The sequence below is a fragment of the Vibrio sp. ABH4_348 genome (genome assembly GCF_056159765.1).
Genome location: NZ_JBSWVW010000001.1, coordinates 923,239 through 947,137 on the forward strand (window position 1 = coordinate 923,239; position 23,899 = coordinate 947,137).

At 44.7% G+C, this 23,899-nt stretch carries 19 protein-coding genes; 11 read left to right on the forward strand and 8 right to left on the reverse strand.

The window, feature by feature from the left end:
* Positions 1 to 62 precede the first annotated feature (62 nt).
* The 3 genes from ACXAFJ_RS04250 to ACXAFJ_RS04260 are packed head-to-tail and all read left to right on the forward strand — an operon-like array spanning position 63 to position 5,682.
* On the forward strand, positions 63 to 2,123 hold the full coding sequence (locus tag ACXAFJ_RS04250) for a TonB-dependent receptor (RefSeq protein ID WP_475321650.1): 2,061 nt from the start codon (positions 63 to 65) through the stop codon (positions 2,121 to 2,123).
* A 12-nt stretch (positions 2,124 to 2,135) separates the two neighbouring features.
* A complete protein-coding gene (locus ACXAFJ_RS04255) occupies positions 2,136 to 3,953 on the forward strand; it encodes an ABC transporter ATP-binding protein (RefSeq protein WP_475321651.1) in 1,818 nt (605 codons plus the stop codon).
* On the forward strand, positions 3,946 to 5,682 hold the full coding sequence (locus ACXAFJ_RS04260) for an ABC transporter ATP-binding protein (RefSeq protein ID WP_475321652.1): 1,737 nt from the start codon (positions 3,946 to 3,948) through the stop codon (positions 5,680 to 5,682). The genes ACXAFJ_RS04255 and ACXAFJ_RS04260 overlap by 8 nt, the downstream gene beginning before the upstream one ends.
* Positions 5,683 to 5,733: 51 nt before the next feature.
* Here ACXAFJ_RS04260 and cmoB read toward each other — a convergent pair whose 3' ends face one another.
* The 3 genes from cmoB to ACXAFJ_RS04275 form a co-directional block, all read right to left on the reverse strand.
* Positions 5,734 to 6,705, reverse strand: a complete 972-nt coding sequence (gene cmoB / locus ACXAFJ_RS04265) for a tRNA 5-methoxyuridine(34)/uridine 5-oxyacetic acid(34) synthase CmoB (RefSeq protein WP_475321654.1) — start codon at positions 6,703 to 6,705, stop codon at positions 5,734 to 5,736.
* A gap of 8 nt (positions 6,706 to 6,713) precedes the next feature.
* Complete coding sequence (cmoA, locus tag ACXAFJ_RS04270; RefSeq protein WP_475321655.1) at positions 6,714 to 7,442, reverse strand: carboxy-S-adenosyl-L-methionine synthase CmoA; 729 nt, start codon at positions 7,440 to 7,442, stop codon at positions 6,714 to 6,716.
* A gap of 154 nt (positions 7,443 to 7,596) precedes the next feature.
* The gene (locus ACXAFJ_RS04275) at positions 7,597 to 8,469 is read right to left on the reverse strand and encodes a DUF72 domain-containing protein (protein WP_475321656.1); all 873 of its coding nucleotides are present in this window, start codon (positions 8,467 to 8,469) and stop codon (positions 7,597 to 7,599) included.
* A 257-nt stretch (positions 8,470 to 8,726) separates the two neighbouring features.
* On the opposite strand from ACXAFJ_RS04275, the gene aspS reads away from it, so the two are divergent.
* Positions 8,727 to 10,502 carry an aspartate--tRNA ligase gene (aspS, locus tag ACXAFJ_RS04280; RefSeq protein WP_475321658.1) on the forward strand — a complete coding sequence of 592 codons (1,776 nt, stop codon included), beginning with the start codon at positions 8,727 to 8,729 and terminating at the stop codon, positions 10,500 to 10,502.
* Between the two features lie 73 nt (positions 10,503 to 10,575).
* On the opposite strand, the gene ACXAFJ_RS04285 is transcribed toward aspS, so the two are convergent.
* Positions 10,576 to 11,256, reverse strand: coding sequence for a pseudouridine synthase (locus ACXAFJ_RS04285; RefSeq protein ID WP_475321659.1), 681 nt, complete (start codon positions 11,254 to 11,256; stop codon positions 10,576 to 10,578).
* 309 nt (positions 11,257 to 11,565) lie between these two features.
* Between ACXAFJ_RS04285 and ACXAFJ_RS04290 the strand changes: the two genes are divergently transcribed.
* Positions 11,566 to 13,788, forward strand: coding sequence for an NADP-dependent isocitrate dehydrogenase (locus ACXAFJ_RS04290; RefSeq protein ID WP_475321660.1), 2,223 nt, complete (start codon positions 11,566 to 11,568; stop codon positions 13,786 to 13,788).
* A 57-nt stretch (positions 13,789 to 13,845) separates the two neighbouring features.
* Here ACXAFJ_RS04290 and cspD read toward each other — a convergent pair whose 3' ends face one another.
* Positions 13,846 to 14,067, reverse strand: coding sequence for a cold shock domain-containing protein CspD (gene cspD / locus ACXAFJ_RS04295; protein WP_475324057.1), 222 nt, complete (start codon positions 14,065 to 14,067; stop codon positions 13,846 to 13,848).
* Positions 14,068 to 14,533: 466 nt separating this feature from the next.
* On the opposite strand from cspD, the gene clpS reads away from it, so the two are divergent.
* Together clpS and clpA are read left to right on the forward strand one after the other, a co-directional pair.
* Entirely contained in the window at positions 14,534 to 14,854 is a 321-nt protein-coding gene (clpS, locus tag ACXAFJ_RS04300) for an ATP-dependent Clp protease adapter ClpS (protein WP_475321662.1), read from the forward strand.
* A 42-nt stretch (positions 14,855 to 14,896) separates the two neighbouring features.
* Entirely contained in the window at positions 14,897 to 17,170 is a 2,274-nt protein-coding gene (gene clpA, locus ACXAFJ_RS04305; RefSeq protein ID WP_475321663.1) for an ATP-dependent Clp protease ATP-binding subunit ClpA, read from the forward strand.
* Between the two features lie 79 nt (positions 17,171 to 17,249).
* On the opposite strand, the gene ACXAFJ_RS04310 is transcribed toward clpA, so the two are convergent.
* From ACXAFJ_RS04310 to ACXAFJ_RS04320, 3 genes are all read right to left on the reverse strand, one after another.
* Positions 17,250 to 18,077, reverse strand: a complete 828-nt coding sequence (locus ACXAFJ_RS04310) for an NAD(P)H-binding protein (RefSeq protein ID WP_475321665.1) — start codon at positions 18,075 to 18,077, stop codon at positions 17,250 to 17,252.
* A 30-nt stretch (positions 18,078 to 18,107) separates the two neighbouring features.
* On the reverse strand, positions 18,108 to 18,341 hold the full coding sequence (locus ACXAFJ_RS04315; RefSeq protein WP_475321666.1) for a hypothetical protein: 234 nt from the start codon (positions 18,339 to 18,341) through the stop codon (positions 18,108 to 18,110).
* Positions 18,342 to 18,599: 258 nt separating this feature from the next.
* Positions 18,600 to 19,391, reverse strand: coding sequence for an ABC transporter permease (locus tag ACXAFJ_RS04320; RefSeq protein ID WP_475321667.1), 792 nt, complete (start codon positions 19,389 to 19,391; stop codon positions 18,600 to 18,602).
* A gap of 278 nt (positions 19,392 to 19,669) precedes the next feature.
* Here ACXAFJ_RS04320 and ACXAFJ_RS04325 point away from each other — a divergent pair, with 278 nt between their 5' ends.
* The 4 genes from ACXAFJ_RS04325 to ruvB all read left to right on the forward strand — a co-directional run bounded on the left by ACXAFJ_RS04325 (position 19,670) and on the right by ruvB (position 23,726).
* Positions 19,670 to 21,367, forward strand: coding sequence for a glycoside hydrolase family 36 protein (locus ACXAFJ_RS04325; protein ID WP_475321669.1), 1,698 nt, complete (start codon positions 19,670 to 19,672; stop codon positions 21,365 to 21,367).
* Between the two features lie 72 nt (positions 21,368 to 21,439).
* Positions 21,440 to 21,961 carry a crossover junction endodeoxyribonuclease RuvC gene (ruvC, locus tag ACXAFJ_RS04330; protein WP_475321671.1) on the forward strand — a complete coding sequence of 174 codons (522 nt, stop codon included), beginning with the start codon at positions 21,440 to 21,442 and terminating at the stop codon, positions 21,959 to 21,961.
* A 101-nt stretch (positions 21,962 to 22,062) separates the two neighbouring features.
* Entirely contained in the window at positions 22,063 to 22,680 is a 618-nt protein-coding gene (ruvA, locus tag ACXAFJ_RS04335) for a Holliday junction branch migration protein RuvA (protein WP_475321673.1), read from the forward strand.
* 35 nt (positions 22,681 to 22,715) lie between these two features.
* Entirely contained in the window at positions 22,716 to 23,726 is a 1,011-nt protein-coding gene (gene ruvB / locus ACXAFJ_RS04340; protein ID WP_475321675.1) for a Holliday junction branch migration DNA helicase RuvB, read from the forward strand.
* Positions 23,727 to 23,899: the final 173 nt, after the last annotated feature.

A 23,899-nucleotide genomic window follows, 5' to 3' on the forward strand; every position in this document is an offset into this window, starting at 1 on the left:
GTTTCTGGGCGGTTTTTCTATGGTGGTTGTTTAAAGTACTCCGCTCAATCAAGGAGTACCTAATGAAAAAACTATTTTTGCCAGGGTTGGTTGTTTTAGCTGGCAACGCAGTAGCGGACGACCAAAACGTCAGTGTTATGGAACAAGCTGACTCTCATGAAACCATTACCGTTACCGCGAACCGAGTAGAAGAATCTTGGTTGGAAAGTGCAGAGACCATCACCTTACTTACCGCTGATGATATCGCTGAACGTAACATTACCAACGTGTCCAAACTTATTGAGCAGGTTCCGGGCGTTTCCCTTGCGGGTGATTACAATGGCGTATTAGATATCAATTATCGCGGTAGCAATGCCTCAGTATTTGAGGGTAGCTCACCGATTGTCGTTTATGTAGACGGCATTCCCCTTTCTCATCGCAACGGCATCTCATTTGACATTAATGATATTGAGTTGGTAGAAGCAGTTCGCGGTCCGGCTGGTGCGATTTACGGCAAAAACAACATTGGCGGTGTAATTAATATCACCACACGACAAGCTCAACAAGAAACTGCCAGCGCGGTGAGCGCCAGAGCAGGTAGCAAAGGTACGTATAGTTTAAACGGATTTGTCACAACTGGCATTGGCGACAATGTAAGGGTAAAGCTGAACTCAACATACACCAATGTCGACGGGGATTTACCTTATGCTGATACTTCGGTTTCTTCGAAAAATGTAGACCGAGAGCAAGAGTTCTATGTGAACGGAGGTATTGATGCTGACATCGGTGACAACGGAACGCTCAGTGTTGCAGTTTTCCATGATGACAGAAAATACGGCTACAGCTATCAAGATACCGTTAGCTCGCTCGTTGGTGCGCCTACGTCTCACCCGAAAAACGTCAACCATAACTTTGACAACAACCAACGGATTAAATCGCTCAACTACAAACTAGGGTATACCCACCAACTAGATAGCGGTGAACTTGAGTTCTTAGGTTCATCTCGCAATCAAGATTACAAAGCACATTTGGATTGTGATACAGGTGCGCAGAATATGGAGTGTTTAACGGACGTTGAATTTCAAGAATTCAACTTTGAAACACGTTGGTCACACATAACTGACAGCAATTCATTGTTGGTAGGTGCGTACGCTGAGCAATTGATAACAAAGCATATTCACAATGGTTATTTTAATCGAGTTGGAAATCAATTAAGTGTGATGCTGGATACCAATGGCGATCAAAAAGGCCAAACCTTTGCTTTGTTTGGACAAAACATATGGAAGTTTGCTGATGGTTGGCAGTTTGTAACCGGCGGCCGATTGCAACAAGTTAAAAAATCGGCAGACCACAATAACCCTAAAATGGGAGGCACTTTTGCCAAATTTAGCGGCAGCGAGATAGACAGAGCATTCTTACCAAAAGCTGCGCTTAGCTGGCAGTTTAATGATCAGCAGAGTAGCTACCTCTCATATAACCGAGGCTATCTTCCCGGTGGATACAACTTCATTAACAATACCTCAAACATCGCAAGTGCGAGATTCGAACCACAAACGTCTGACGAGTTTGAATTAGGCTACAAATTTAGTTCTAACAATCTCATGCTTACCTCCAATGTGTTTTACATGCTTGTAAAAGACATTCATTCCATGGAAGAAAGTACAGCTGGTATAAGAGCCATAAATATCGAAGGGGCAACCGGGCGCGGTTTTGAAATAGAAGGAAACCTAAGCCTTGGAGAGCATGTCACCTTAGATGGTGGTTTTGCATGGGTAGACACCACTTACGATTCAGGTTCAAAAGCTAATGGCAAAGATGTCGGTGGTAAACGTATTGAAGAAACGCCAGAAATCACCGCCAATTTCGGGATTAGTACTTGGTATCAAGATTGGTTTGCCAGAGTAGGAACCCGCTACATCGGTGATAAGTACACGACTGCTACCAATGAATTTAAGCTGGATTCTTACCAAGTTTGGGATGCCAGCATCGGTTATGACGCTTATGACTGGAGCGCTAGACTGTGGGTAAATAATCTAACTGATGAGTTTGGTGTTCAAAGTGCTATGCCTTCGCTAGCGGAACCTTTTGTGCGCTCACTTATTAGCTCACGCCTGTTTGGTATTGACGTAAAAATCGAGTTCTAAACGAGGTTATCTATGAACGAAACCAGCAAAGCCAGCTTAAGCTGGCTCTTTAAAATGGCGGCTGAGCACAAGCTAAAACTGTGGTTTTCTATGGTGTTTGCAGGAATCAGCTCAGTCATTTCTCTAGCGCCCTACGTGTTTGTTTTTTTGCTTCTGGAGCAACTTATCTCAGGCGAAATGACACTTGAGTCTGCATGGCCGTTAGTGGCTTCCGCTATTGGGTGTATGTTACTTCGCTATTTGCTGTTGCTGTGTTCCTTGCTTCTCTCTCACAAAGCGGCGTTTGCTATTCAATATCACGTGAGAACCCAAGCATTGGCACACATGGCAAAGTTACCCTTGGGTTATTTCACTTCGCGCAGTTCTGGAAAGGTTAAAAAAATCCTATCCGAAGATATTGACCGTGTAGAGCTGTTTGTCGCTCACCACATACCAGACTTGGTAAGTGCTATTTTATCACCTCTCATGGTGTTTATTTTCCTACTTTTCATTGACGTAAGAATGGCGCTCATTTCTTTAATACCCCTTCCTCTAGCCATACTGATTCAAGTAATCATGTATCGCGGGTTTGAGAAAAAGACAGAGGCTTATCATCAGTCACTAGAACAGCTAAATACCACGGTTACTGAATACATGAAAGCGATGCCTGTGATCAGAGCATTTAATGCTGGTGATAAACCCAATAAGCAGTTATCGCAGAGCCTAGGCCACTATCACAAACTCGTTGATGACTGGATTCAAGACGCTGGATGGCCCTTTGCCTTTTTCAAGACGTTGCTTGATTCGGGTTTGGTGGTTTTGCTGCCAGCTGGTGTTTGGTTCTGGTCTCAAGGAACGCTAGATATACCGAGCTTAGTTTTATGTATATTGCTCGGTGTTGGCATGATGGAGCCGCTTTATAATCTAACGTTACTTTCAGGGTACTTGAGCCAGATATTCGAGGGGGTGAAACGTCTGCAAAATCTTTTGAGTGCTTCGACCTTGCCTGAGCCTGAAGTTAGTAAGTCTATCCAAACTACGGATGTTAGGTTCGAGAACGTGAGCTTTAAATACGATGAAAACCTTCCGAACGTTATTGATAACGTCAGCTTCTCGGCGTCCAAAGGCACGGTAACTGCGATCGTTGGCCCATCAGGAGCAGGGAAATCGACGCTAGCATTGCTGTTGGCTCGTTTCCACGATGTAACTAGTGGCCGTATCAAATTAGGTGACGTAGATATCCGGGATTTGTCTCGCCAAGACTTAATGGAAAATGTCTCCTTCGTGTTTCAAGACAGCACCATGCTGAGTTTGTCAGTTAAAGACAACATTGCAATGGGTGCAGTCGCAGATCAAAAAGAGATAGAGTCTGCTGCAAAAGCGGCGCAGGCCCATGAATTCATTTGCAGCCTACCGAATGGCTACGACACAGTTATCGGGGAAAGTACCAACCTAAGTGGTGGGGAAAAGCAGAGGATTGCCATTGCTCGAGCCATCTTGAAAAACGCTCCGATTCTTATTCTTGACGAAGCGACCGCATACGCCGATGCCAATAATCAAGCTCAGATCCAACATGCTTTAAATGCTCTGATTGCAGACAAAACCGTGTTTGTTATCGCGCATCGTCTATCCACCATCGTTGATGCCAACCAAATTTTAGTGATGGAACAAGGCAAGCTGGTGGGGGCAGGCAAACACTCAGTGCTTATCGAGCAATGCAAAACGTATCGTGCTATGTGGACTTCTCATGAAAAGTCGCAAGATTGGAGTTTGTCGACTCAATCTCAAAAGTCTGAACAAGCAACTGAGAGTAAAACACGCGAGGAAAAGGAGGTCGATTATTATGCTTAATCAGATGAAAAAAATGACGGGCAGAGACGACCTGGCTTTCCCAAAAAATATTGCATTAGGTTTTATAGAGGCGATGCTAACTGGATTGCCTTTTGTCGCGCTGTACCTTGTCGTTCGAGAGCTATTTCAGTCACAGCCTGATCTGGATTATATTTGGGGCTGCTGTATCACGATAGCAATCTTGCTGGCATTACGCGTAATTGCATCTAGATTTGCACTTATCTCAAACAATCAATTTGGCTACCAGTCTGGCGTTGATATTAGGAATAACATTTCTAATAAACTTAAACGTGTTCCTATGGGGTATCTACTCAAGCAAGATCCTGGCGCGCTCAACAATACCATGCTGCAAGATGTTACCTTTACCGAACAAATATTTTCTCACCTGTTCGCACAACTTGTGGTGACAATCAGCCTTGTTAGTTTGGTCGCAATCGGACTGTCGATTGAAGATTGGCGTTTAGGTTTGGCAATGTGTGCGGGTCTACCCCTAGCGATAGCAACCTTCATTGTTCTGCGCAAAATCGGTGCAGTAATGAGTCGAAAGCTACTGGATTTAGTAGCGAGTATTACTGGCTCACTGATCGAGTACATTCAAGCTATTAAGGTATTACAAGCTTACAACCTCACTGGCAACCGATTTGGTACTTTGGACTCGAAACTCAAAGACTTACAAGGTTTACTTCTCAAACACGAATTTGTGGCAAGTACCGCTCCATTGGGTTTTATTTGTTTAGTCGAACTGGGTTTTGGTGTGTTGCTTGTTACCTTGGTTTATTTGTCTGTTGGTGGTCAAATAACACCAGACGTCGTGGTTTTGTTCCTGCTGGTGTCGAGCCGTTTCTTCAGGCCGCTGACCGCTATTGCGATTTTTCTAGCCGAGTACAGCTTTATGCAGCAAGCGGCCAATCGCATATCTGATGTTCTAGATGCGCCTGAATTGCCTCAAGGTGTAAACCAGCAGCCTTTGGTGGCAGATGTCCAATTTGAACAGGTGACGTTTGGTTACGAAGATGACACCGTTTTAACGGACGTATCGTTTCAGTGTCAGCCTGGCACGCTAACTGCGCTAGTGGGGCCATCTGGATCGGGAAAGACAACCATTACCAGTTTGTTGGCAAGATTTTGGGATGTGGAACAAGGGCAAATCAGAATTGGTGGTCAAAATATAAAAACGCTTACTGCAGAAAACCTAGCAGACCATATCAGTATGGTGTTTCAAGAAGTCTACTTATTTAATGACACACTATTTAATAATCTCACATTAGGCCAAGACAGCGTGAATCGTGAAGAAGTGGAGCGGGTATGTAAAGCCACTCGTTGCTACGATTTCATTATGTCGTTACCTGATGGGTTTGATACCGTGATTGGTGAAGGTGGCGCCACGTTATCTGGTGGTGAAAAACAAAGGCTGTCTATTGCCAGAGCAATATTGAAAGATGCGCCAATAGTGTTACTGGATGAAGCGACAGCGTCATTAGATCCAGAAAATGAGTATGAAATTCAATGTGCTATCAATGAGTTAATTCACAACAAAACCGTGATTATGATTGCTCACCGCTTGAACACCGTGGTTAGCGCTGATCAAATTTTGGTTCTTGATAAAGGCCAAATAGTACAGAGCGGCAAACACAGTGATTTGATAGTAGAATCTGGATTGTATCAAACACTTTGGGACGCTCAGCAGCAAACGCATGGCTGGAAGTTAACTACTTCAGTAACTGCTTAAACGCACAACGCCCTTTTAATAAAGGGCGTTGTGACACTTGGTTAGCCGGGACTAGGGTTTATTCGCAACCAACGTAGCTCGGCGTGGGGCCGGGTAGCCTTCAACGGTTTTAGTTGGGTCATTGGCATCCAAATAGTCTGGCAACGAGTTATGCGTCATCCAATCAGTAGTGCGCTGTTCGTCGGTGGTCGTTAACGTTTCATCGACAATACGCACGTTTTCAAAACCGATTTGTTCCAACCAAACTTTCAGCGCTTTTGCTGACGGGAAGAAGTAAACATTGCGCATTTGCGCGTATCTGTCTTTAGGAACCAATACTGCGTTTTCATCACCCGGAATCACAATGGTTTCTAGCACTAATTCGCCACCTGACACTAACTGATTTTTAAGTTGAATCAGATGATCAAGCGGCGAACGTCTGTGGTAAAGCACACCCATACTGAAAACTGTATCGAAGGCGTTTAATTCCGGAAGCTGTTCAATACCAAGCGGCAGCAGGTGTACGCGTTGGTCATCGCCCATTAGCTTTCGAATCGCTTCGAACTGGATTAAAAACAAATGCGAAGGATCGATGCCGACACACAAACGCGCTTGTTCTCCCAACATGCGCCACATGTGGTAGCCGTTGCCGCAGCCGACATCTAATACTGAACGGTCTTTTAATGGACTAATATGGGGTAGAACTCGATCCCACTTCCAGTCACTGCGCCACTCGGTATCAATTTGAATACCGTGAACTTCATAAGGTCCTTTGCGCCAAGGATGAAAAGTGCGCAACAGACTTTCTAGTTTTTTAATTTCACCATTTGGTAATTCATCGCTGGTTGCAATACGCACGGCATCTTTGAGTTCGATTTGGTCTGGCTGCAAAGAAGGGATTTTCTTTAATGCTTTCAGCCAGCGGCCAAAATCACCGTGTTCTGCGTTTTGCCAATCAGTTAATTGTTTTGGTAGTGTGTTGAGCCAAGGCTGCAATAAAGTGTCATTCGCCAACAGTTGGTAGACATTCGCAAAGTTAAACATAGAAAGGCCTATTTAATGGCTAACATGGAGCCGAAGTTAAAACACTGGAACCAGACTTCACAGCTGGAAAAACCGATATCCGCAAAGCGCTGTTTGTGAGTCTCAATAGAGTCAGGACGCATGACATTTTCAATGGCACTGCGCTTTTGGCTGATTTCGAGCTCGCTGTAACCGTTGGCGCGTTTGAAATCGTGGTGCAAATCAATCAACAATTCGTTGGAGACTTGGTCGTCAAACACAAATTTTTCAGAAACGATTAAAACACCGCCGGGGTTGAGTCCTTGATAGATTTTTTTTAGTAACGCTAAGCGATCATCAGGATTCAAAAACTGTAGGGTGAAATTTAACACCACCACAGAAGCGTTAGAGATTTCGACATCGCGAATATCATCTTCAATGACGGTGACGGGTGTGTCGCTTTTATAGGCGTTGACGTGCAGTTTGCAACGTTCGACCATGGCATGAGAGTTGTCTACCGCGACAATTTCACAGCCTTTCGCCATAACGTGACGGCGCATGGATAAGGTCGCCGCCCCCAGACTACAGCCTAAATCGTAGAGTTTCGTATCTTCACTTGCAAAACGTTCAGCCAACATTCCAATTGCCGAAATGATGTTGCTGTAGCCGGGCACCGATCGCTGGATCATGTCAGGAAAGACTTCCGCCACTTTTTCATCAAACGTAAAGTCACCAATTTTATTGATTGGCGCTGAAAAAATGGTGTCTTTATTACTCATAGACTCTTACCCATCACGAACTGCTGTGAATACCGAAATTAAGGGCGCGTATTTTAGGTGAAATTGGTGCCAGTGTCACCCTATCTGTTGCGCTACGTAGTGAGCAAATTACAGTGGCACTTTTACCTGATACGCAGAGGAGAGAAACGAATGGTCAACCGAAAATATCCAGTTGTCGTTTATCTTCAGAAACGGGGAATTCATTCAATTGTGGTAACGCTGTGTTTTGGCTAAGTGCCTGATAAAGAGTAAGTGCTAGTTCCGGCGCACAGATATTGTCTGCAGTGTGGATCATCAGATAGGGCTGATGACCCGATACAATCCATTCTGGCAGTTTGTTGAGCCAAGGAGCAAAAAACTCAAGGTTCCGTTCCAGTTCGGGGTAAGCGATAAAACGAATCATAGGGCGGTTGTGGGTCACAATCGCATGAACTGGCACTCTTGGTTTTTTACGCTGGGCATCAATGATGGCTTGCGTGTTTGCTGGGGCGGCAAATACAGGGCGGCTGTCCATAATCACTCGATTGAGTTTTTGTTCCATTAGCCATTGGTTAAAGTGCTTTTCTTCAGGGCCTTTGGCAAAAAATGCGGGATGGCGCACCTCAATGCCGATAGAAGATTGAGCAGGCATCTTGGCGATTAACGCTTGTAAACTGGGTAAGTCTTGAGGTGAAAAGCTTTTTGGTAGCTGAATGGTCCATTGACCGATTTTTTCTTGCAGAGGCTCCATTAGCTTCAAAAACTCAAACAATATGTCGTCACTATGTGCCAGTGCGTTGTGATGCGTGATGGCTTGAGGGAGTTTGAAGGTAAAGCGGAAATCCTCTGGTGTTGCGCTATGCCAGTTGTTTACGGTGTGTGGAGTAGGGGATGCATAAAACGTCGTATTTCCTTCAACGGTATGGAATACCTGTGAGTAACGCTCCAATCTTTCCGCGTTTTTGGTGCCTTTGCCGTAAAATCGCTGCTGCCAGTCATTGTGTGACCACATGGCGAGCCCAAGTCGTAATGGCAAGTTTTTTGACATTTTAATGCTTTCCTTTCCAGCCTAAATTGGGCCAATCAACTTCTGATTTGTTTAAATGATAACCAACCAGATCTTCAGAAATAAATTCTCGTTACGAGAGTTTTGAAGAATTTGTCTGTTTAACGCTATAATCGGCGCAAAATCGTAGGCAATTGCTTGCTTGCGTGACATAGTAACGCGTCGTTGAATCAGTTCAACGAAATTCGAAATACCAAACGTATTGGTTACAACATTATTATTTAGATCGGGAAAACACTATGCGCACCCATTATTGTGGTCACTTGAACAAGTCCCTAGTAGGACAATCGGTTGAACTTTGTGGTTGGGTTAACCGCCGCCGTGATTTAGGCGGACTTATCTTCATTGATATGCGAGATCGTGAGGGTGTTGTTCAAGTTGTAGTGGATCCGGATCTAAAAGAAGCATACGAAGTGGCTAACCAGCTTCGCAATGAATTTTGTATCAAACTTGTTGGTGAAGTTCGCGCTCGTCCAGAAAGCCAAATCAATAAAGATATGGCAACGGGTGAAGTAGAGTTAGTGGCAACGTCGCTAGAAATTATCAACCGCTCTGACGTTTTGCCGTTGGACTTTAACCAAAACAATTCAGAAGAACAGCGTCTAAAGTTCCGTTACTTAGACTTACGTCGTCCGGAAATGAGTGACCGCATTAAACTGCGCGCTAAAGCATCGAGCTTTGTTCGTCGTTTTCTGGATGAAAATGGCTTCCTAGACATTGAAACACCGGTACTTACCAAAGCAACACCAGAAGGTGCGCGCGATTACCTGGTTCCAAGTCGTGTGCACAAAGGGTCGTTCTACGCATTGCCTCAGTCTCCACAGCTATTCAAACAGCTGTTAATGATGTCTGGTTTTGATCGTTACTACCAAATCGTTAAGTGTTTCCGTGATGAAGACTTGCGTGCCGATCGCCAGCCTGAATTCACCCAAATCGATATCGAAACCTCGTTTATGAGCGCAGAAGAAGTTCGTGCGACGACAGAAAAGATGGTTCGCGATATGTGGCAAGAGTTGCTGAATGTTGACCTTGGCGACTTCCCAATTATGCCATTTAGCGAAGCGATTCGTCGTTTTGGCTCTGATAAGCCGGATTTGCGTAACCCACTAGAGTTGGTTGATGTTGCTGACTTGGTGAAAGACGTCGAATTCAAAGTGTTCTCGGGTCCAGCGAACGATGAAAAAGGCCGAGTTGCGGTAATTCGCGTACCGGGTGGCGCTAAACTAACGCGTAAGCAAATCGATGGTTACGGTGAGTTTGTTGGCATCTATGGTGCGAAAGGCCTAGCGTGGATGAAGGTCAACGATCGTGAAGCAGGTCTAGAAGGCATTCAATCTCCAGTAGCTAAGTTCCTAAACGAAGATGTTATTAACGGCATTTTGGAGCGTACCAACGCTCAAACCGGTGACATTATTCTATTTGGTGCTGACAAGGCTAATACAGTTGCAGAAGCCATGGGTGCACTTCGTTTGAAACTAGGTACAGACCTAGAGCTAACCGATACTAAAGCATGGGCACCGCTTTGGGTTGTCGATTTTCCAATGTTTGAGGAAGACGATGAAGGCAACCTGCACGCGATGCACCATCCATTTACTTCGCCATTAGGTGTGAACGCGGAAGAGCTAAAAGCGAATCCAGCGGCTGCGAACTCAAACGCTTATGACATGGTTATTAATGGCTATGAAGTCGGTGGTGGTTCAGTTCGTATTCACAATGCAGAGATGCAGGCTGCAGTATTCGATATTCTAGGTATTGATGCGGAAGAGCAACAGCTTAAGTTTGGCTTCCTGCTAGACGCACTGAAATACGGTACACCACCTCACGCAGGTTTGGCATTTGGTCTAGACCGCCTGACTATGCTGCTATGTGGTACCGAGAATATTCGTGATGTGATTGCATTCCCGAAAACGACGGCAGCATCTTGTCTATTGACAGACGCACCAAGTTTGGCGAATCCAGCAGCCCTAGATGAGCTAGCTATCGCAGTAACCGCTGCTAAGAAAGAGCAAGACTAAGCTCTGAGTTAGCCCTTGATTAAAAAACGCCAGCTTATTTCAAGCTGGCGTTTTTTTGTAATTAAACCCGGTATTAGGAATCGGCTAGCTTCCAAGCGCCATTAGCGATGTTATCCACAGTCCAAGGCCCGACTTGATAGCGAATCAAACGCAGTGTCGGAAAACCAATATTGGCCGTCATACGTCTCACTTGTCGATTACGACCTTCAATAAGAGTGATAGCTAACCAAGTGGTTGGAATATTGGCTCTAAAACGCACTGGCGGATTGCGAGGCCACACGTTAGGTTCTTCCATCCTTTCTACTTTGGCAGGCAAGGTCAGGCCATCTTTTAGCTCAACACCGTTGCGAAGTTTGTCCAAATCGGATTCAGCTGGATCACCGTCAACCTGTACCCAATAGGTTTTTGGGGATTTCGATTGTGGCTGGGTCAGTTTGGCTTGAAGCTTACCGTCATTGGTTAACACCAACAGTCCCTCACTGTCTCTGTCGAGTCGACCAGCGGCATACACGTCTTTGACATCAATAAAGTCTGCGAGAGTCTGTCTACCGTCCCCATCGGTAAATTGGCTGAGTACATCATAGGGTTTGTTGAAAAGAACGATTTTCCTTTCGCTCCGGTCGATCGATGGCCTTACTGACTTGGGTTTACGCCGAGATCTGCGTTGCTTCTCGAGATGATTTTTAGAGCCCGAAGAAGTGGATGGCTTAGCTTTCTTGTGGCGCGGGTTTGACGTGCGAACGCCTGAGGACATGTTAACTACCTTGCAAAAATGTAAACGAAGTGTGGTTGACCATTTTAAGGAAAACTGAAATAAGCTATGATTTGCGCGCCCAATTTTCAATAAAGCTTTGACGTGCAGATACGTTGCGCTGTAAGTATATACTCGTGATTGGGTAGAACAAGTTCTCATGGACTTTGCCCTAAGGAAAGGCATCACACAATAACGAGACAAAGTAATCACAAGAGACAAGTCGGTTGACAAACTCTACTTGTGCACATTCACACAATGTCATTATCAATGATTGAAGAGCGACGTTGTATAGAACAATAGGGAAATTTCATGCCTACAGAAAAACCTACAATTATTTATACCATTACCGATGAGGCGCCAGCGCTAGCAACTTACTCTTTGCTACCGATTATTCAGTCCTTCACGGCTTCGTCTGGCATCAATGTAGAGACACGTGATATCTCGTTGGCTGGACGTATTATTGCAAACTTCCCTGAGTATCTAACCGAAGAACAACGCATTGGCGATGCGTTGACAGAACTAGGTGAACTCGCCAAAACACCAGAAGCGAACATTATCAAGCTTCCAAATATTTCAGCTTCTATTCCTCAGTTGAAAGCCGCGATTGCTGAACTGCAAGCAAAAGGTTACGCGCTTCCTAACTACCCAGAAGAGCCAAAAACTGACGAAGAGAAGAAGGTTCAAGCAACCTACGACAAGATTAAGGGTAGTGCAGTAAACCCTGTACTTCGCGAAGGTAACTCCGACCGTCGCGCGCCAGGCTCAGTAAAGAACTACGCCAAGAAAAACCCGCATTCAATGGGTGCTTGGAGCTCAGATTCTAAGTCTCACGTGTCTAGCATGGCTGATAAAGACTTCTTTGGTTCTGAAAAGTCTCATACCGTTGACGGTGCCACCGACGTACGCATCGAATTTGTCTCTAAAGACGGCTCAACAAAAGAGCTAAAATCTGCGTTCGCACTGCAAGACAAAGAAGTGATCGATTGTTCAGTAATGAACAAAAACGCGCTAGTGAAGTTCTTCGAAGAGCAAATTGAAGAAGCCAAACAGCAAGACGTATTGTTCTCGCTGCACATGAAAGCAACCATGATGAAGGTTTCAGACCCAATCATCTTTGGTCACTGTGTGAAGGTGTACTACAAAGATGTATTCGAAAAACACGGTAAGTTGTTTGAAGAGCTAGGCGTTGACGTAAACAATGGTATTGGTGATGTTTACGCTAAGATTGAATCTCTACCAGCTGACCAAAAAGCACAGGTTGAAGCGGATCTAAACGCGGTATACGAAACTCAACCGCCAATGGCAATGGTTGATTCTGATCGCGGTATCACTAACTTGCACGTACCAAGTGACATCATCATTGACGCATCTATGCCTGCAATGCTGCGTTCTTCTGGCCAAATGTGGGGTCCGGACGGTAAGCAAAAAGATACTAAAGCCGTCATTCCAGATCGTTCATACGCAAGTATTTACCAAGCAGTGATCGACTTCTGTAAAGAGCACGGTGCGTTTGACCCTACAACTATGGGTAGTGTGCCAAACGTTGGTTTGATGGCTCAAAAAGCAGAAGAGTATGGTTCACACGACAAGACATTTACTCTTGAGCAAGACGGCACGGTTCGTGTTGTCGATGCAGCAGGTACTGTTCTACTAGAACAAGATGTTGAAGCGGGCGATATCTTCCGTATGTGTCAGGTGAAAGACGCACCTATCCAAGACTGGGTTAAGCTTGCGGTAACTCGCGCGCGTGCCACTGGTGTACCAGCGGTATTCTGGTTAGATGAAAACCGTGCTCACGATGCTCAGTTGATTAAGAAAGTTAATCAATACCTTCCAGAGCACAACACAGATGGACTTGAAATTAAGATCCTAGCACCATTGGAAGCGTGTAAGTTCTCTCTAGAGCGTATCAAGCAAGGTCTAGATACGATTTCTGTTACTGGTAACGTATTGCGTGACTACCTAACTGACTTGTTCCCAATTCTAGAGCTTGGCACGTCAGCGAAAATGCTTTCAATTGTTCCTCTGATGAATGGTGGTGGCTTGTTTGAAACAGGTGCGGGTGGTTCAGCGCCTAAGCACGTACAGCAGGTTCAAAAAGAAAACCACTTGCGTTGGGATTCACTAGGTGAATTCTTGGCACTTGCTGCTTCTCTGGAACACCTAAGCATCAACTCAGGTAACAGCAAGGCAAAAGTACTTGCCGATGCGCTTGACCGCGCAACAGGTACATTCCTAGACAACAATAAGTCGCCATCTCGTAAAGTGGGTGAATTGGATAACCGCGGTAGTCATTTCTTCTTGGCTACGTACTGGGCACAAGAGCTTGCAGCGCAGTCAGAAGATGCTGAGCTAGCAGCCGAGTTTGCACCTATCGCAGCCAAATTGACTGAAGGCGAAGCGACGATTGTCTCTGAGCTAAACAACGCGCAGGGTGTTGCTGGTGAGCTAGGTGGCTACTACGCACCTGAAGATGCGAAAGCTTCTCCGTTAATGCGTCCAAGTGCTACTTTGAATGCTATTATTGGCTAACAATTAGCTGGAACGACAAAAACCCGCCAGTTGGCGGGTTTTTTTAATTCTAACCAATTACTTAGCGGCTTCGCACTCCACAGGTGTGACTTCGCTAGCATGGTAGCCTTTTGGACCTTCCTCCACTTCGAAGTTTACTTGCTGTCCAGCTTTCAGTGTACGGTATCCATCCATTTTAATGGTTGAATAGTGTGCAAACACATCACTATCCTCGCCTTCAGGGCAAATAAAACCAAATCCTTTGGCGTTGTTAAACCATTTAACTGTACCTGTAGCCATGCTATACATCCCTCTCGCATTTTTATTACTGAAGTTGTCAAAAATCGGACTAATTAACGCAACGCCATCAGCATGTTGAACGAATAACGATTCAATCAAAGACATTTTTTTAGTCACTATTTGACCAATGTAGTCGATGATCATAGACAGTCAATAGTAAAAAAGTCGCATAGTCGACATATTTGCCAACAAATCAGTTTTGAGATTTACATTTTGATAACTTGACTAATTAAGACAGAGCTGTTTTGTGGGAAGGGTATCAAAATGTCTTTTGCTGTTAATCGTTTGTCTTCAGATGTTACCCGAATAGCAATCTTTTATTTGCAGCGATACAATTGCTGAATTAGGCTCTTAGTAAGGCCAATTTTTAACAACTGATTCACGGCGCTTACTGACAACCTAGCTCGACTAAAAACATTTCAATAATGATAAGATCCCTAGCAAGGTACATGGTTTTAATAACGTCATGAGTAAGCATTTTGAATGGGTGACTCCAGACTCAGATCTACTGGAGAGAGAAGAAACCAAAGTTAAACCGCCGTCGATGTATAACGTGATGTTAATGAACGACGATTACACACCGATGGATTTTGTTATCCACGTCTTACAAAGTTTCTTTTCAATGAATATCGATGCAGCAACAGAAGTGATGCTTAAAGTGCATTACGACGGAAAAGCGATTTGCGGCACGTTTACGGCGGAAGTGGCAGAAACAAAAGTGGCGCAAGTCACGTCCCATGCAAGGGAAAATGAGCACCCTTTACTCTGCATAATGGAAGAAGCGTGATCAGACGCGACATTGCAGACGTATTTATTTCAGGAGGTCCATATGCTGAATAAAGAATTAGAATCGAGCCTAAATGGCGCGTTTTCAAGAGCAAGAGACAAGCGCCATGAATTCATGACTGTTGAACACCTCCTATTAGCATTACTTGAAAACGATGCTGCTAGAGAGGCGCTCATTGCTTGCCATACCGATATCGACGCGCTGAAAAGTGAACTCGATATCTTCATTGACCAAACCACACCTTTAATTCCTGAAAACGATGAGACTCGTGAGACTCAACCAACATTGAGTTTCCAGAGAGTATTGCAACGCGCGGTGTTTCACGTGCAATCGTCTGGCCGCAGTGAAGTTACTGGCGCAAACGTGCTAGTGGCTATTTTTAGTGAACAAGAATCACACGCTGCCTACCTGCTGAAGAAAAATGACGTTAGCCGTTTAGATATTGTCAATTTCATCTCTCATGGCATTACTAAAGCGTCCAACTCTGACGAAGAAGAAGATTCCTCTTCCGATTCATTCGGCAGTGATAATGTCGAAGAAAATAGTTCAGAAGAAAAGTTAGAAAGCTTTGCTACCAACCTTAATCAATTGGCTCGAATTGGCGGTATCGATCCGCTTATTGGCAGAGATAAAGAGCTAGAACGAACTATTCAAGTCTTGTGTCGCCGCCGTAAAAACAATCCGTTGCTTGTCGGTGAAGCTGGGGTGGGTAAAACTGCAATAGCTGAGGGATTAGCGTGGCGTATCGTTGAAGGACAAGTTCCTGATGTGATTAAGAACAGTATTATCTACTCGCTCGATATTGGTTCTTTGCTGGCAGGTACCAAATATCGAGGTGACTTCGAGAAGCGTTTCAAATCGATTCTGAAACAGCTAGAAAAAGAAGACGATGCGATTCTGTTTATTGATGAAATTCATACCATCATAGGCGCAGGTGCAGCGTCAGGTGGTCAAGTGGACGCGGCGAACCTTATCAAACCACTTTTGAGTAGCGGCAAGTTGCGCTGCATTGGTTCTACCACTTACCAAGAATACAGTAACATCTTTGAAAAAGAGCGTGCCCTTTCACGCCGATTCCAAAAAATCGATATTATCGAGCCTAGCTTAGATGACACCACTAAGATCTTAATGGGGTTGAAAACTAAGTACGAAGCGCACCACGAGGTTCGCTACACCAACAAAGCACTGAGAGCCGCGGTAGAACTATCGGCCAAATACATCAATGAACGTCATCTTCCTGATAAGGCGATTGATGTGATTGATGAAGCAGGTGCGAGAAGTCGATTGGTTCCGGCGAGCCGCCGCAAAAAAACGGTCAGTGTCGGCGATATTGAATCCATGGTAGCCAAAATGGCTCGTATTCCAGAAAAATCGGTTTCATCTAGCGACAAAGACACGTTGCAAACACTCGATGAGAAAATGAAAATGTTGGTGTTTGGTCAAGACCAAGCGATTGATGTTTTGAGTGAAGCAATTAAGTTGAGCCGCGCTGGACTGGGTGCTGATGATAAACCAGTTGGTTCGTTCTTATTTGCAGGTCCTACTGGTGTTGGTAAAACGGAAGTGACCGTACAATTATCCAAGTTACTTGGCATTGAGTTACTTCGTTTCGATATGTCTGAATATGGTGAACGCCACTCGGTTAGTCGATTAATTGGCGCTCCTCCGGGCTACGTAGGTTATGATCAAGGTGGTTTGTTAACTGATGCCGTTATCAAACATCCTCATTCAGTGGTTTTACTAGACGAGATTGAAAAGGCACACCCTGATATCTTTAACTTGCTGCTGCAAGTTATGGATAACGGTACCTTGACTGACAACAACGGTCGTAAAGCTGACTTCCGAAATGTGATTTTGGTGATGACCACCAACGCTGGTGTTGCAGAAACGGTCAAGAAATCGATTGGACTGATTCAGCAAGATCACAGTCACGATGCGATGTCGGAAATCAAGAAGGTGTTCACTCCAGAGTTCCGGAATCGCTTGGACAACATCATCTGGTTTAATAGTCTGGACGAAGTCGTTATTCATCAAGTCGTCGACAAGTTTATTGTAGAACTCCAAGCGCAGCTTGATGCTCGTGGCGTTTCAATGGAAGTGGCGGATGATGCGAGGCATTGGCTTGCGAAGAAAGGTTATGACAAAACCATGGGTGCTCGTCCGATGGGCAGAGTCATTCAAGAGCAGCTTAAGAAACCTCTGGCTAATGAACTCTTGTTTGGAGCGCTAGTGAGTGGTGGTACGGTGAAAGTTACCTTGGTAAAAGATCACCTAGAGTTCGAATACCAAAACAACAAAGAGCCTGCAGTGCACTAGCTTCTTGAAGTTACATAGGTATAAAAAAAGCCGAAGTCTGACTTCGGCTTTTGTTTGCGCGTTTAATATTTTGAATATCTTAGATCAAATCTAGAACGTGTTGATGTTGAAACTTAAACCCGGTTTTCGAGAGCTTATCTGCACATATTTCTTTGTCTGGTACCGAAGTCAGCACGTCTTCAGAAAGTGATTCGCCTCTTTTATCAAGTGCCGCTTGGTAGAATTCAGCTTTGCTGACGGTATTGGGTGTTGTCACATTAAACACCTCATTTTTTTCGAGAGTCAGTATATGAGTTATCGCTCGAATGACGTCGGATTGGTGGACCATGTTTGTCGGCGCTTGGTCACTCACTGACTTAAGTCTTGAGGCAAAATTTGCAGGATCGCGGTTCGGTCCAACTAGCCCGCTCAAGCGCGCAATGAAATAGGGAACACCACTGCCAATAACTTGCTGCTCAGCGTCTAGTAATACTGATGACTTATCGGAAAAATCCGCCGAAGACTTGGCAAGGGAGAGAGAAGCGTCGTTTTCCACCATTTGACCCTGTCGGCTAGGGTACACACCCGTAGTGCTAACCATTAGCAATGTTTCGACATTAGCTAGTTTGGCTTGCTGAGCGACGTATCGCCACATTCCCACGTAATCTTGTACTGGCTTCTTTCGCAAACCCGGAGGGAAAGCACCAATAATGACTTTAACACCATACTTTGAACACAGTTCAGCCAGCTGATTAGTTGATAAGCTTTGATTGATGTTGAACTCAATTGCAGTCAGCTGCGGGAACGCTTGTTGGGTTGCATTTGCCTTGTGAGTAGAAGTATGGGTTACGATAACGTCTTGGGAGTTGGCCAAAGCGCAGGCCAGCGGTAACCCAAGCCATCCACCACCTATGACTAATGTGGTCATGACCTTTCTCGTTTAGATGAAAACGTTACTCTAACGATAACTTAGGTCTTGTATCAAGCGGCAAAGTGTAAACCGATTGTTTTTATTCAATAGTTCTTGCTCAAGATTCATGAGATGAGTGTCGGTTGGCTCGGCTAAACTGCTATCAATCCCGTTTATTTCAATTTTCAGCCAATTCTTCAGATCTACATTAGGGTTACCATATCGAACGTTCGCCGAGTGCGATGTACCTGCAGCCAATATACTGTCGATGTGAACATCCATGCTTTGTTCCTCCATTGCTTCATCAGAATTTTTAAGGCATTTGGTGAATATGCAATGTCGCAATCATGAAACTTTTATGATGCTTGCTCATAAAATCTTGTCTGTGTATTGACAATAGCGTTATCCACAGAATCTGTGGATAACCATAAGGATGAAATCGTGGAAACATTACTTTATTAGTTTTAGTCACTTAGCGTCTATTTCACTTTTAAAGCCAAGATCTTTCTTAACTGACCGCGAGAATAAATCGAAAATTGTTTAACGATAGCTTGATAAAGAGAACTTCAACGCACCAGAAGTGCTAAAACCGTAATGACAAATAAGTTTTAAACAGGCTGCGATGGAAAGATTTGAGACGCTAAAAATCGCGACCATGATTAGAAATTGATATTTCACGGCAACCAGAGGATCAGTACCACCTAAAATTTGACCAGTCATCATACCTGGTAGTGTCACCAACCCTGTTGCGCTTATTGATGCCAAGCTTGGCGCGAGTGCTTTTTCAATTGACTGACTCACAAATGATCGAGTGGCATATTCCGGTGTAGCACCTAAAGAAATGGCTGCTTGATACTCTGCATGTCTCTCGGAGAATAGAGTGAAAAAAGTTTGCAGAGCTAAAATGAGGCAGGTCATGCTGTTACCAATAATCATCCCAGCTAACGGAATCATGTACTGACTGCTGTAAAGTGGTATAGGCTGTATTGCAATACTCAAAAGCAGAGCTAAAGCGGGTAATAGGCAAACGAGAATGCTTAGTGTAACCATAGTAAACAACGGCTTGTAGGGAAGCTTAGCTTTACTAACAATCGCACTTGAACCTATGACTACCATAACAAGTAGCCACAGGGTGTTTACCGCCAGAGAATCCAGAATAAAGAGGTAGTTTAAATAAACACCGACCATCAACAGTTGGATTGCCATACGAGACATTGAGATAACAACATCTCTAGTTACTTTAACCCCTATCATTCGGTTCAATGATACTGGGACCAGTAAGATCAGCAGAAATACGACAATAGATTGCCAGGAAACGTCGATAGTTTGCATGTTAAGTTGCCTGTTATCTAGGGACACCTAGTTCGAAATAATTAACCGTGAAAGATCAACGCACACTCGCTGCTAATTTCACAAGAACGTTTCAAGTTTGTTAGTTTGACTCGTTTGTGTAACTAATTGCACTTATGTTTCATTTTTGAGTCAAGTTTCATGTTGCAATCAATAGACAATCAGCGCAGCGAAATGCTCTAATCTGCGCCATTTGTTAACTCTCTGATTTTACTTACATGTCCGGCAATTATAGACTCGATACACATAGGCAAGTCAAAGTGACTCAGTCTAATGTTGCTGCAACGCAAAAAGGAGACGAGTTTCGCTTTCATTTTGTCGGGCTAAGTAACGATCCTGTTGGAGAGCGATTTGAACTTTTTCGCTCTTCGGCTGAGTTTGAATCAAGTGCTAAAATTGCTGCTGACGGTTTTCAAATGCTGTCCCAATATTCAGGGACCATCGACTCACCAATCGGGATTGGTCGCCTATCTGACAATAACCCGCAACTTAGAGTTTATCCATCTCAACATTCTGAGCGATTTTACAACTACCTCGTCATCGAGAGTGCAATCGGTTTTTTTCTGTGGGGCTTTACCAGCTGTCAGCGATTCTCTGGCTATTTCGAAATTAACCACCACCAAAATCAACGAGAAATAGTGGCGTACATTGATGGTGAGGGGACATATCCTGCTGAGTGGCCAGATACTTATTTGGAATCGGTTGTACTGCTTTTTGATTCAGATCTGAACTCCTTGTATCGACGCTACAGTCGAGCCATCAATCTCAATCACCCTAGTCGGAACTTAGCGAGGTCATGCCAAATTAGAGGTTGGAGCACTTGGTATGCGTATTACGACCAAATCAGCCGAGATGCATTACTCTCCGAATTAACAAAAGTGCCCGAAGACTTAGATCACTATTCGTATTTTATGATTGATGATGGTTACCAATTGGCAATGGGTGATTGGCTACTCTCTTCAAATCGATTCCCTCACGGACTAAAAAAACTTGCTGGCGACGTTTTAAGGTTGGGAAAGAAACCAGCATTGTGGATAGCGCCATTTATCGCAGAAGCTGATTCAAAACTGTTTCAATCCCATCCAGATTGGTTTGTGAAAAATTCGGATGGCGCTCCACAAAAATCAGAGGAAACGGGTGCAGTGGGGTGGAGGCGCTCACCTTGGTACACCCTAGACGCGTCCAAACCGGAGGTTCAAGAGCACCTTACCCAGCTTTTCAAAACGCTATCTGCTGAGTGGGGTTTTGAGTTATTTAAAATTGATGCCGCGATGTGGGGGTGCCTTAAGGGGAATAGAGAACTTGCGGGAGTCACGAGCGTAGAAGCATACCGGATGGGGCTGATGGCCATTGCTGAAGGTGCTGGCAACGCTAAACTTTGTCTGTGCAACGCGCCACTATGGCCGTCACTTGGCCTCACCGATATGATGAGAGTTACCGACGATATCGAGCGAACTGACCGTCGATTTATCCAGTTGTCCAACGAACTGTTTCAGCGCAGCTGGCAACACGGTAATTTATGGAACATCCATCCTGCAGCCCTTACGGTAGTTTCACTTGCCAATCAAACTGCCGACCGAAAAAGTTATCAGTATTTGAGAGATGTACATTTGGCAATCGGAGGGGTACTGTTTTCCGGTGATCCCGTATCTGATCTCACTCCATTTGCCAAGCAAACCCTAAAAAAGCTGGCACTGCGCCTTAAACATTCTCAACAATCGGTTCAGTTTCCATCCTTGACTTCGAACTACGGTCGTCTACAAATCTCACAGAAAAATGAACTACATTGTTTGTTTAACAGCCGATCGTCGGCCCAAGAAATCACTCTAACGTCCACAAGGCCGGTCCTCTGGTTCGATTACTGGACTGGAGAAAAGCTTACCTCTCAACCCAGTAGAATTTACGACGTATATTTAGAAGGCGGGCCATCAAGTCGTTCGTTGATCACTGTGGGCTAAGACCTAACTCACCTTGTTCGAGTCCATACAAACACGTTATCATCCTAGCCGTTTGAGTATTAGAGATTGGCAATGAGCATAATTCTAGGGGTAGATCCAGGTTCGCGAGTCACTGGCTATGGCGTGATAAGACAACAAGGTCGACATTTGCAGTATGTAGGCAGTGGGTGTATTCGAACTTCAGAAGGAGAGTTACCGGGTCGGCTGAAGCAAATTTATGCCGGTATCTCTGAGATCATCTTACAGTTTCAACCCGAAGTGTTTGCCATCGAACAAGTATTTATGTCGAAAAACGCCGACTCAGCACTAAAACTTGGCCAGGCGCGAGGCAGTGCTATCGTTGCAGCAGTCAATGCAGATCTACCTGTTTATGAATACGCAGCGAGATTGATCAAGCAGGCTGTAGTGGGAACTGGTGGTGCAGATAAAGCGCAAGTTCAACACATGGTGCAGCATATGTTAAAGCTCAGCGCTAAACCTCAATCCGATGCAGCAGATGCATTGGGCGTGGCGATCTGCCATGCCAATACCAACAAAACTCTGGTTGCGATGGCTGGTAAAGCCAGTAGTGCGCGTCGCGGCCGTTACAAATAGACGATTGAGGTGCCGATCTAAACACTAATTACTGGCTATCCATCCAGTGATTGATTATTATCGTTGCCATCAACTTCCTACTTTACACCGAGGACACAACTTTGATTGGACGTCTACGCGGATTATTAATCGATAAACAACCACCCGAACTACTCATTGAAGTGAACGGTATTGGCTATGAAGTTCAAATGCCAATGAGCTGCTTTTATGACCTCCCAAATGTCGGTGAGGAAGCGATTATTTATACTCACTTTGTGGTTCGTGAAGATGCACAATTGTTGTATGGCTTTAATACCGTCAATGAGCGAGCTCTGTTCCGTGAAGTGATTAAGGCAAACGGCGTTGGTCCAAAACTTGGCCTTGGAATTTTATCTGGAATGACTGCGTCGCAGTTTGTCGATTGTGTAGAACGCGAAGATATTTCTACTCTAGTTAAACTACCGGGGGTTGGTAAAAAAACCGCAGAGCGCCTCGTTGTTGAGATGAAAGATCGCTTAAAAGGTTGGGGTGCAGGAGACTTGTTTACCGAACCAACGGTTGAACGTATCGATCACTCTTCTGGTCAGGTGTCGACTCAAGCGGTGGAGGAGGAAGCACTTAGCGCGTTGCTGGCACTAGGTTACAAACCTGCTCAAGCTTCAAAAGTCATTTCTCAGGTCATGCAACCAGAAATGAGCAGTGAATCGCTGATTCGCGAAGCATTAAAGTCAATGGTCTAATGGCCACGTTATTGTATTAGACGTTAGGAATCATAATGATTGAAGCGGATCGGTTGATAGCTCCAGAAAACCCTCAGTTTAAAGAAGAAGAGGCAATCGATAGAGCGATTCGCCCTAAGTCACTAGAAGACTATCAGGGCCAGGATCACGTTCGTGACCAAATGGAAATTTTCATCAAAGCGGCTAAGTTGCGTAACGAAGCGCTTGACCATTTGCTGATATTCGGACCACCAGGATTGGGCAAAACGACGCTGGCCAACATTGTGTCTAATGAAATGGGCGTCAATATTCGCACCACCTCTGGCCCTGTTTTAGAAAAAGCGGGCGATCTTGCAGCGCTGCTAACCAACCTCGAAGAAAACGATGTACTTTTCATTGATGAAATCCACCGCCTTAGTCCGATGGTGGAGGAAGTTCTATATCCAGCAATGGAAGACTACCAGCTAGACATAATGATCGGTGAAGGCCCGGCTGCGCGATCGATTAAAATTGATTTGCCACCTTTCACCCTTGTCGGCGCAACAACACGAGCGGGTTCATTGACCTCACCATTGCGTGATCGCTTTGGTATCACACAGCGATTGGAATACTACAAAACGGCTGATCTACAGCACATCGTCCAGCGCAGTGCAAATTGCTTGAATTTAGGTATGGATGCAGACGGCGCTTTGGAAATCGCACGCCGTGCTAGAGGGACACCACGTATTGCGAATCGTTTATTGAGACGAGTAAGAGATTACGCTGAAGTTAAGGGTAACGGCCATATTGACGCTGACATTGCCGACAAAGCGCTTAACATGTTAGACGTGGATGTGAAGGGTTTTGACTACATGGACCGTAAGCTTTTGCTCGCGATAATGGAAAAATTTGCTGGCGGTCCGGTTGGTTTAGACAACATGGCTGCAGCAATTGGTGAAGAGCGCGACACAATCGAAGATGTTTTGGAGCCTTACCTGATTCAGCAAGGCTATTTACAGCGTACACCTAGAGGCAGAATCGCGACTGACAGAGCATACCTGCATTTTGGGATCGATAAAGCCGATTAATTTGTAGCCCATGCGTGACGTGCTTCAAAAATCCATATAATAATCACAACTTTTTTGTATGGATATTTGGTTACAAAAGCGAATGAGATGTTGCTGTGTGAGAATTGCACAATAACAAGCACCTCGCCGAATTAACCTATTAATAACATGGTTAACTCTATTGGAATAATTCG